The organism is uncultured Brachyspira sp. (assembly GCF_944388875.1).
GTDB lineage: Bacteria > Spirochaetota > Brachyspiria > Brachyspirales > Brachyspiraceae > Brachyspira.
Genome location: NZ_CALXKQ010000006.1, coordinates 95578 through 106151, shown reverse-complemented (window position 1 = coordinate 106151; position 10574 = coordinate 95578). Strand labels below are relative to the sequence as shown.

The following is a 10574-nucleotide window of genomic DNA, read 5'->3' as shown; positions in this document are numbered from 1 at the left end:
GTCAACAGTCAACAGTCAACAGTCAACAGTCAACAGTCAACAGTCAACAGTCAACAGTCAACAGTCAACAGTCAACACCTCATAGATTTTATTTATATAATAAAATTAAAAAATATTACAAACTCCAAAAAAATAATTTGGGGGTTTTGTGATGTTTTTTGATATTCTATACAATATTACAATATATCCAATAGAGTTTATAATAGAAACATTATTTTATTTATTTAAGACAGTTTTTCAATCCAGCTATGGTATGAGTTTATTTTTCCTTAGTTTATGTATAAATTTTATTTCGCTTCCATTATATAATATAGCAGAATCTTGGCAGGATAAAGAGAGGGCTATACAGGATAAGATGAAGCCAATGATAGACAATATCAAGGCAGTATATAAAGGAGATCAGAGATATTTATTAATTCGAGCTTGCCAAAGAATTAATGGTTACAAGACTATATATGCTTTTAGAGGTACTTTAGGTTTGTTAATACAAATACCATTTTTTATAGCTGCATATAACTTTGTTTATAGCTTATCAGGATTAAATGAGGTTTCTTTTTTATTTATTAATGACTTATCAAAACCAGACTCTTTAATTCATATTGGAGATTTTAGCATTAATCTGCTTCCTTTTTTAATGACTTTATTTAGTTTGCTTGCTGGATTAGTTTATGCTAAAAAATTAACATTTAAAGAGAGTTTGCCATTATATACAGTGTCATTAATATTTTTAGTTCTTCTTTATAATTCACCTTCTGCACTTTTATTCTACTGGACTATTAATTGTTTATTTTCTTTAGTAAAAAATATATTTATAGAATATAGATTATATAATATATTTGTAGTTAACAGATATAAATTATTAAAATTTTATAATATATTTTTTATTGTTATTACAGTATTATTTATATTACTTATTTCTTTAGCTGGAATAGAAAGAAAAGCCTATTTATCAGATTTTAATTTTATTTTCATTAAAAACAATAATTATTTATATTCAGCTAAAGTTAAATATTATAGTAAAATATTTAAAAGCAGTGATATATTTGAATTTAATGGTAATATTAATAAACTCACAAAGCATGTAAAAAAAATAGAATTTAATGGGTTTAATACTAAATATGCTATAGCAGAATTAGATAATGATATAGATTCTATAGATGGAAATATAGATATATATTATAATCTAAAACCTAAATCATATTCTATTAATATATATATTTTTTTATTAATATTAGCTTTTATAATAAATTTAGGAAATATTTATCAATTTATTTTCAAAGATTCATATATTAATAATTTTTTTATTAATCATAGAAATAAATTATTAGTTTTATCCTGTTTAATAATATCTTTATTATCAGGTTTATTTATACCAACTTCTTTAATAAGTACCTCCCCTCAGGAGTTTACTGATCCTTTTTTCTTAATATTGAATACTTTATCAATAAGTTTAGGCCTTTTTTTATTCTATCCAATTTTTATATATTTATTATTTTCTGAAAAAATAAAGAATTATTTAGCATTATTATTAATGTTTTTAGTATTTATTGTATTAATAAATACATTTATTATGGTTGGTAATTATTTAAATATAAATTCAGATTTTATATTTGATAATTCTTCATTATTGATTTCATCTTTTAAAGATATATTATTGATGATAATATTAATTGTATTATCTAGTATGTTAGTTATTTTTATTTTAAGGAATAAAAAAAGCATTATACTTATAAATATTTATTATATAATATTAATAGTATTTATATCTATTTCAATATTTAAAGTCTATGCAATTATTAAATCTCATAGCCATATTGTAAAGTATGATAATTCATATAATAAAAATGATATAAAAATATTTAATTTATCAAAAACAGGTGATAATATATTTGTTTTTATACTTGACAGAGCAATAAATTCTTATTGGATGGACGCTTTGGAAAGGTTTACAGAGTATAAAGAAAAATTAGATGGTTTTATTATTTATCCTAACACAGCATCATTTTCATCACATACAACTACTATAGCTTCAATTTATGGAGGATATTGTTATATGCCTTATGAATTGAGTACTAATGGGAATTATAGTATAAAAGATAAACATAATGAAGCTCTTTTGATGCTCCCTTTATCATTAGAAAAATATGGCTATAAATCATCTATATTAGAACCAGCTTATGCTAATTTTAATGATGTACCTGATTTAAGCATATTTGATGGTTATAGTAATATAAATGCGTATAATAATAATAGAATTGATAATTATAGTATTTCTAAATATCTTAATATAACTAACTTTAATATTAATAATAAGAAGAAGATAAATCAAAAAAATAGAATGATTAGATTTTCCATCTTTAGAATGCTGCCTATAAATTTGAGATATGATTTTTATAAAAATGGAACTTGGTTTAATTTTGATATTTTTAATGTTAATTCAAGTGTATATACTTATGCTATTTTATCAAATACTAAAGATTTTATTAATATAAAAGAAGAAGGTAATTATTATAATATATTGCATAATATGATAACACATGAACCTCAGTTTTTTGCTTCAGACTATTTACCTTATTCAGAATCTAAAAATATTAAAGATGAAGATTTATTAATTTATAAAAATGCTTTGAGTGTTAAGCATTTTTATGCTAATATAGCTTCTATAAATATTTTAATTGATTTTATAGAATATTTAAAAGATAATAATATTTATGATAATACAAAAATAATACTAATTTCAGATCATGGTGAAAATGTTAATACAACAGTATTCACGAACGATAGTTCAAAGTTTATTTCTTTATTTAATTCGCTGCTCATATATAAGGATTTTAACAGCAAGGGAAATATACAAATAGATACAAACTTTATGACTATAGCAGATCTTCCTTATATGGCTGTTAAACATATACCTAATATTAAGAATATATTTAATGATAAAATTATCACAAATGATTATAAAACAAATGGTGTTTATATAGTCAATTTAAATAAATGGGAAATTCATAAACAATTTTATAATTACTATAATTTTGATAATTATTATTATGTTAAAGATAATATATTTGATATAAATAATTGGAAGAGATTTAATATGGATTGGAATACAAAAGAATCAAAAGAGATAGAATTAAAATAAATAAAGTAAGTTTTAAAACAGCCGATAATTTTGACGAACAAGTTTATAAATCGCAAGGAGGCGTAAAATTATGGGAGTCAAAAAGCATTTCTTTTTATTGCTAGTTTTATTAGCTTTAAATAGTATATATGCATTCGCAAATCAAAATATTATAAGAGTACAATTAACGGATGTAAAAGCTCCATATACTATTGATATTAAAGGTCCTTATAAAGCATACAACTATAAATATGAAAGCGAAATAATTTCTGCTCTTACAAATGAAAAAGTAATGGTTGTAGAAAATAGATTGGGATTAAAAGTTAATGATGTTGGTGTTTATAAAGAGGGTATAGTATTTGAAACACAGGACGGATTTACTTTGAATGGTGTTGAGTATTATGGTTCTTTGATGTTTATTCCATATAATGATACTATGATAGTAGTTAATGAGCTTAATATTGAAGATTATGTCAAAGGTGTTTTACCTCATGAAATGTCTCCAGACTGGCCTATGGAAGCATTAAAAGCTCAGGCAGTTGCAGCACGTACTTATGCTATGTACCATATATTAAAAAATGCTAATAAACTTCCTTTTGATGTTGATAATACTACAAAGTACCAAGTTTATAACGGCAAAGAAAAAATGAATTGGTCTGTTGAACAGGCAGTTGACAGAACAAGATATGAGATTGCTGTTTATAAAGGTAAAGTTATAGCTACATATTTCAGTGCTTTATGCGGCGGACATACTGACAGTGCTGAAAATTTATTTGGTGTTGCTGTGCCTTATTTGGAAGGAGTATCTTGTCCATACTGCAATGCCCAAATTAAGCCTTGGACTAATGCTTTAAGCTACAATGAACTTAATAATGATTTAGCTAATTATTCTGTACATGCCAGCGAAAAATCTTCTATTGGAATAAGTACTGATCCTAAATCAGGCAAAGCTACTAATATTAAAATAGATAATAATGATATTACTTCAAGAGATTTTAGAAGCACACTTTCTCCGAAATTAGTTCCTTCTCTTAATTTTACTATTAAAAAAGTTGATAATGGTATAATTATTACTGGTAAAGGAAGCGGACATGGAGTAGGTATGTGTCAATGGGGTGCTTATGGTATGGCACAGGTTAAAAAAGATTATAAAGAAATTTTAAAATTCTATTATAATGGAGTTGATATTGTAGATTATAATAGAGTCAATAAAGAATTTGAACCAGATGTTTGGGGAAAATAATAATTTATTAATTAAGTAAAATTAAAGGCTTGTATTGATTTTTTTCAATATAAGCCTTTTTTATTATTTTATTTTTTTACTAGATTATATAAGAAATTAACTTCTTTCATCTTTTTAGAATACGGAGGATATTTTGTTTTTACTTCAAAACCATACCCTTTAGTCATAACTGTTGTTTCTTTTGAAAAACATTTAAAGCTGTAATATCCATGATACTGACCCATACCGCTGTTTCCAACACCTCCAAATGGAGCATTAGGATTTAATATCTGACTTATAGTGTCATTAACAGCACATCCTCCATAACTTATATTTTCTATAAAGTAATAATTAAAATGAACATCTTCAGAAAATATATACATAGCAAGAGGATTAGAACATACTTTTTCTATTATATCTCTTGCTTCTTCTTTTGTTTTATAATAAAGTACAGGGAATATACTTCCAAATATTTCATCTTTTATAATATTAGTTTCTAAATCTTTAGGCTCTACTAAAGTTATTGAAATTGACAGATTTTTGTCATCATATTCTCCGCCGTAAATAATTTTTCCGTCATTCAAATATGATTTTAATCTATTATAATGATTTTCATTTATTATCCTATGAAGCTTTTTTTCATCATTAAATAATTTTATTTCATCATCAAATGCTTTTAAAAATCTTTCTTTTAAATCTTCTCTTATCAGTATATAGTCTGGAGATACACATGTCTGTCCAGAGTTTATAAACTTTCCCCATATAATTCTTTTAACAGCCTTATTAAAATTGTTTTCTTTTATATCATCTATTATTACTGGAGATTTTCCCCCAAGCTCTAATGTTACGGATGTTAGAAATTCTGATGCATTCGACATAATAATTTTACCAACTCTAGGAGAACCTGTAAAAAATATTTTATCATATTCTATCTTGCTTACATTTTCAGGCGGTATGCTTTTATCTACAACAGCAATATATTCTTCATCAAATGTATTTTTAATAGAATTGTATATTACATCATAAACAGCAGGTGTTAACTGAGAAGGTGCTATTATAGCTGTATTTCCAGCTCCTATTGCACCTACAAGCGGAAGAAATGTTAACTGTATTGGATAATTCCATGGAGATATTATTAATGATACTCCAAAAGGCTTATCTATAATAGTAGTTTTTGCATCTATTGTTACCATATTGCTTTTTACTTTTTTATGATGCATCCATTTCTTTAGATTTTTTATAAATAAATTAATTTCTTCCATTACAATGAAAAGTTCTGTTCCTATAGCTTCAAATTCAGATTTTTCCATATCTTTATATATTGCATTTATGAAATCTTTTTCATATTTTACAAGTATTGATTTTAATTTTTTTAATTGCTCTATTCTAAAATCGTATGATAATGTTTTTGAAGTTTTGAAAAATTGTTTTTGCTTATCCCTTAATTCTATAATATTCATTTTTCCTCCTTTTTTTATTTTTAAATATATAAAAATCACTATAAAATTCTATAATTTTTTTTATATTATTTTATTATATAAAGCAATATATAATCATAATAAGCATCGAAAATGTAAAATTTATTTGCAAAAAATCAAAAAAATAATACAATAACAATTACTATATAAAAATTATTATGGAATGAGGTTAAATGAAAAATAAGGTTCTAAAAATTTTTAATAAAAGAGTTTTAATATTTGCCATTGTTTTTGAAACTATAGTTATAATAATGACTTCCATGCTTGTTGCTGAAGATATATCATTAAAAGAAAATATAATATCAAAGAGTAAAATAAATTACGGTACAGCATTAGAATTATATAATAGAGGAAAATATTTAGAGGCTTATAATCAATTTACAAATATAATGAATACAGAAGAGGATCTACTTATAAAAGATTATATCATATATTACGGAGCAAAAAGTGCATTTTCTACTAATATGTATGATGAAGCTATATATTTATATGATCTTCTTATGAATGAATATCCGCGTTCATCATTGTATCCTTATTCTGAGCAGTATAAAGCACTTGCAGAATTTTATAGAGATGATTATCCTATAAGCAACTTTTTTAATGGAAAAACTCAAAAATGGATTAAAGAGTTTGTTGGGGTAAGAGCTTTAAGAAATACTGATGATGAAGATAAAAAACAAATGATTGCTTATGAACTTATTACCAGATTTTTAAATAGAGAAGCTGTAATTTATTATAATAATAACTATCCTGATGATATAATGTCATTTAATAATGCTTTAAAATTTAAAGTTGCTGCAGAGCTTTATGAGGCTGGATACAGAAAAGCATCTTTAAAATATTTTGAGGATTTATACAATAAAAATTCTAATAAAGCCAATTCTGCATATTATATGGCAAGAATAAATCAGCTTTCAGGCAATAGAGAAGAGGCTTCCAAATTATTTGATGAATATTTATCCAATGATAATAATAAAACTCATAGAAGATTAGGACTTTATTATTCTGCAGATAATTATGATAGATTAAAAAATTATGAAAAATCAATAGAACTGTATAATACTTTCTTGAAGGAATATCCTAAAGATGATTATGTTCCAAGGATATATAATAATTTTGTAAAGGTTAGTTTGAACAATAATAATTTAGTTCAGGCAAAAACTTATTTGACTAATGTTATGAGAAGATTTCCAAAAAGCTGGCAGACAGAACTGGCATTAAAATCATATTTAAGGGCTGCATTCAAATTAGAAAATAAAACAGAAACTTATTTTGCTACTAAGGCTTTGGAATCAAGATATCCAAGTTTTAGACATGATTTTGCTCTATCTTGGAATATGTGGACTGCTGAAGAGTTTGGAGATGATGAGAAAAGAGATGACTATATAATGAAAAGTCTTTTAAGCAGTAAAAGCCATTATTTTATTAAAGGAGCATTAAGTCTTGCAAGCGATGAAATGATTAGTAATGTAAAACTTAGCAATACTTATTATTTAAACGAAGCTAAAAAGTATTATGCTGATTCTAATTTTACTAAATCTATGGAAATGCTTAATAAAGTGCAGTTTTTAACTTATGCTTCTACAGGTAAAGAAGATAAAACAGAAAAAGAGGCTAGAAGTATAGCTAAAAATATACTTATGCAAAGCAGATTTGTAAAAGAGATGTATTCTAAAATGAGCGAGAATGATCTCTTTAATGAACTCTCTCTTCAAACTAGAAGGGAAGTTAATAAGGCTATAGTTCTTTATTATTACGGAGATTATGATAATGCATATACAGAGTTTGATAAAGTATTAAAAAAAACTCAGGTAACATATCCTTTATATTATTTTGCTGAGAAAATATTTATAAGTTCTGAAAATACGAAAAGGCTTATGCAGATATCTGCAAATATAGGCAAATATTTTGGATATCCTTATAATGATAATGTGGATTTGCTTCCTGATGAGTTTAGGAAGAGAGTTTATCCTAGATATTTTGATGAATATGTTGTTCCAGAAGCTAAATATTATAAGATAGAGCCAGCATTTGTATATGCTATAATGCGTGAGGAGAGTTTATTTGATCCTAAAGCTAGGTCTTGGGTTGGAGCTATGGGACTTATGCAGTTAATGCCCGCAACGGCTACAGCTGAAAATAAAAAAGCTAGATACAGATATAATCCTTTAGATTTAACAGACCCTAAACAAAATATTAATTTGGGAGTTTCGCATTTAGGCTGGCTTTTCAGCAGTCAGAAAGCAAGCAATTATATATTGGTTGCAGCAAGTTATAATGCAGGTTCAGGACGCGGAAGAAGGTGGAAGGCAGAATACGGAACTAACAATATGTACCGTACAGGCAGATTTATCGATATAGAAGAAACTGAGTATTATGTAGAGCGTGTTATTAAAAGTTATGAATACTACAGCAAGTATTATAAGGATTAATATAGAATTATATATTATCTAATATAATAGTTAAATCTTTTTTATCTATTACTATATTTGCTTCTTTTTTTAGTATATCTTTTGCACAGAATGCTGCTTTATTTTTAGCATATTTGAACATACTTAAATCATTAGCCCCATCTCCTACAACTAGGGTGTCATTATAAGAAACATTTAAAAGTTTTTGAAGAGTTAATAACATATTGCCTTTACTGTCAGAAAACATCATTTCACCTCCTACTTTTCCTGTAAGTACATTGTTTTTTACATGAAAAATATTTGCAAACTCAGCATCTAAATTAAGTTTCTGAGCAAATAAAACAGTAGCATTTTTGAATCCGCCAGAGAAGCATACACATTTATATCCTTTTTTGTGCAGTTCTTCTATGGTTTCTTTTGCTCCATTCATTATAGGAAGAGAACTGCAAATTTCATTAACAGTTTTTAATTTTATTCCTTTAAGCAATGATACTCTCATTTGCAAACTTTCAAAAAAATCTAATTCCCCACTCATTCCCATAGCGGTGATTTCAGAAATCTCTTTTGCAAAGTTAGTTTCTTTTGCAATAATATCAAGAGTTTCTCCATCCATTAATGTGGAATCAAAATCAAAAACTGCTAATTTCATTTTATTTTTCCTTATAAAGTGTATTCTGCCGTGAGTCTTACATATTTAGGTTCATGTACTCCGTCTATATTTGAAATTTTTGTTATAACATCATTTCCTATAACTCTATCAACATTTATAGCCATTATAGACATATTGCTTCCTTTTATATTTTCTGATACACTCATTGAAGCTATATTTATACCTTCAGTTGAAAGAACTGTGGCCACTTTTGCAACCATAGCAGGCTGGTTTATATGAGGCACTACCAATATATGAGGCTGAGGCTTTATTATAACATCATAATCATTGAGCTTAACTATTCTGGCAATATTTTTTGCTATTAATGAAACTGATACGCTTGTTGTATCTTTATCAGTTATTAATTTTACTTTTAATATGCCTGTGAAAGTAGAAGGAGCTTCTGATTTTATTGTTTTTACTTCTATTCCTCTTTGCTTGGCTAGGTAAGGAGCATTTACATAATTAACATCCTGAAACATATATGATAATGCCCCCTTTAATATTGCTACCTCAAGAGGCTGAATATCTAAATTAATTAAATCTCCCTGAGCAGTTATTTCAAGTGATTTTATTTTTCCATTAGCAAGCTGCATTATCATCTCGCCTGCATTTTCAGCTATCTTCATATAGTCTTTAACAGGCTCCAACTTCTCTGGATTAAGAGAAGGTATATTTACTGCTGATTCTGTATAGCCTCCAGATAGCACCTGTTTTATTTGTTTAGCTACATCTATTGCAACATTTATTTGTGCCTCTTTTGTACTTGCTCCAAGATGAGGAGTAAGTATCAAATTATCTTTTTTGTATTCTACTAATGGACATGTTTCTATTTTTGGCTCATTTACAAATACATCTATTGCAGCTGCTGCTATAATCCCATTTTCCAAAGCATTTTTTAAATCCTCTTCATTAACAAGTCCGCCCCTTGAACAATTTATAATTATAGCACTATTTTTCATTTTAGATAAATTATCTTTATTTATTATATTATTAGTTTCTGGTGTTTTGGGTATATGAAGTGATAGATAATCAAGTTTAGGTAAAAAATCATCTAAAGAAGTTTCATAAACTGCTCCGCTTTTTTGTACTATATCTTCTGTAGCAAAAGGATCATAAACTAATACCTTCATTCCTATAGCTAAAGCAATATGCACAACCTTTCTTCCTATTCTTCCCAATCCCATAACGCCTAACGTTTTACCAAAAAGCTCATTTCCAGTAAATTTATCTCTATTCCATTTGGCTTCTTTAGTAGAAACCACAGCAGGAACTATATTTCTTGATACGGCAAGCATCAATGCTATAGTATGCTCTGATGCTGCTATAGTATTCCCATCTGGAGAATTAACAACTATTATTCCTTTCTCGGTAGCAGCTTCTACATCTATGTTATCAACTCCAACACCAGCACGTCCTATAATTTTCAAATTCTTTCCAGCTTCTATAATATTTTTTGTTACTTTAGTTTGACTTCTTACCATTAAGGCATCGTACTCTCCTATAACTTTTACAATCTCATCTTCGCTCATTGTAGGAAGGAATACAGCTTCGGCAACAGATGTTATTATATCTTTAACGCATTCATTTATATTATCAGTTATTAAAACCTTCATTTTTATCTCCTTTATTGTTATGTTCACCTACGCCTATAATTATCTGCCAAACAAGTTTGTCAGATGGCTTCGGCTCACTT

General features: G+C 26.6%; 6 protein-coding genes. 3 read left to right on the top strand and 3 right to left on the bottom strand.

The annotated features are described in order from the left end of the window. Nucleotides 1-151: 151 nt before the first annotated feature. Both Q0J69_RS06245 and Q0J69_RS06240 read left to right on the top strand, forming a co-directional pair. Nucleotides 152-3139: a YidC/Oxa1 family membrane protein insertase gene (locus Q0J69_RS06245; protein WP_297205170.1), complete on the top strand. Its 2988-nt coding sequence runs from the start codon at nucleotides 152-154 to the stop codon at nucleotides 3137-3139. Between the two features lie 70 nt (nucleotides 3140-3209). Continuing rightward, the gene (locus Q0J69_RS06240; protein WP_297205168.1) at nucleotides 3210-4361 is read left to right on the top strand and encodes a SpoIID/LytB domain-containing protein; all 1152 of its coding nucleotides are present in this window, start codon (nucleotides 3210-3212) and stop codon (nucleotides 4359-4361) included. 68 nt (nucleotides 4362-4429) lie between these two features. Here Q0J69_RS06240 and Q0J69_RS06235 read toward each other — a convergent pair whose 3' ends face one another. Continuing rightward, a complete protein-coding gene (locus Q0J69_RS06235; protein ID WP_366030331.1) occupies nucleotides 4430-5818 on the bottom strand; it encodes an aldehyde dehydrogenase family protein in 1389 nt (462 codons plus the stop codon). Nucleotides 5819-5991: 173 nt separating this feature from the next. Here Q0J69_RS06235 and Q0J69_RS06230 point away from each other — a divergent pair, with 173 nt between their 5' ends. Then, a complete protein-coding gene (locus tag Q0J69_RS06230; RefSeq protein WP_297205165.1) occupies nucleotides 5992-8250 on the top strand; it encodes a transglycosylase SLT domain-containing protein in 2259 nt (752 codons plus the stop codon). Nucleotides 8251-8257: 7 nt separating this feature from the next. Here the strand turns inward: Q0J69_RS06230 and serB are convergent, their stop codons facing one another. Together serB and serA are read right to left on the bottom strand one after the other, a co-directional pair. Further along, complete coding sequence (serB, locus tag Q0J69_RS06225) at nucleotides 8258-8878, bottom strand: phosphoserine phosphatase SerB (protein WP_297205163.1); 621 nt, start codon at nucleotides 8876-8878, stop codon at nucleotides 8258-8260. 11 nt (nucleotides 8879-8889) lie between these two features. After that, nucleotides 8890-10494 (bottom strand): phosphoglycerate dehydrogenase, encoded by a 1605-nt coding sequence (gene serA, locus Q0J69_RS06220; RefSeq protein WP_297205162.1) that lies wholly within the window; start codon nucleotides 10492-10494, stop codon nucleotides 8890-8892. Between the last annotated feature and the right edge of the window lie 80 nt (nucleotides 10495-10574).

Excerpts from the sequence above, each read along its gene's own strand:
- Q0J69_RS06245 (WP_297205170.1), top strand. The coding sequence starts at position 152 with ATGTTTTTTGATATTCTATACAATATTACAATATATCCAATAGAGTTT.
- Q0J69_RS06230 (WP_297205165.1), top strand. The coding sequence starts at position 5,992 with ATGAAAAATAAGGTTCTAAAAATTTTTAATAAAAGAGTTTTAATATTT.
- Q0J69_RS06240 (WP_297205168.1), top strand. The coding sequence starts at position 3,210 with ATGGGAGTCAAAAAGCATTTCTTTTTATTGCTAGTTTTATTAGCTTTA.
- serB (WP_297205163.1), bottom strand. The coding sequence starts at position 8,878 with ATGAAATTAGCAGTTTTTGATTTTGATTCCACATTAATGGATGGAGAA.
- serA (WP_297205162.1), bottom strand. The coding sequence starts at position 10,494 with ATGAAGGTTTTAATAACTGATAATATAAATGAATGCGTTAAAGATATA.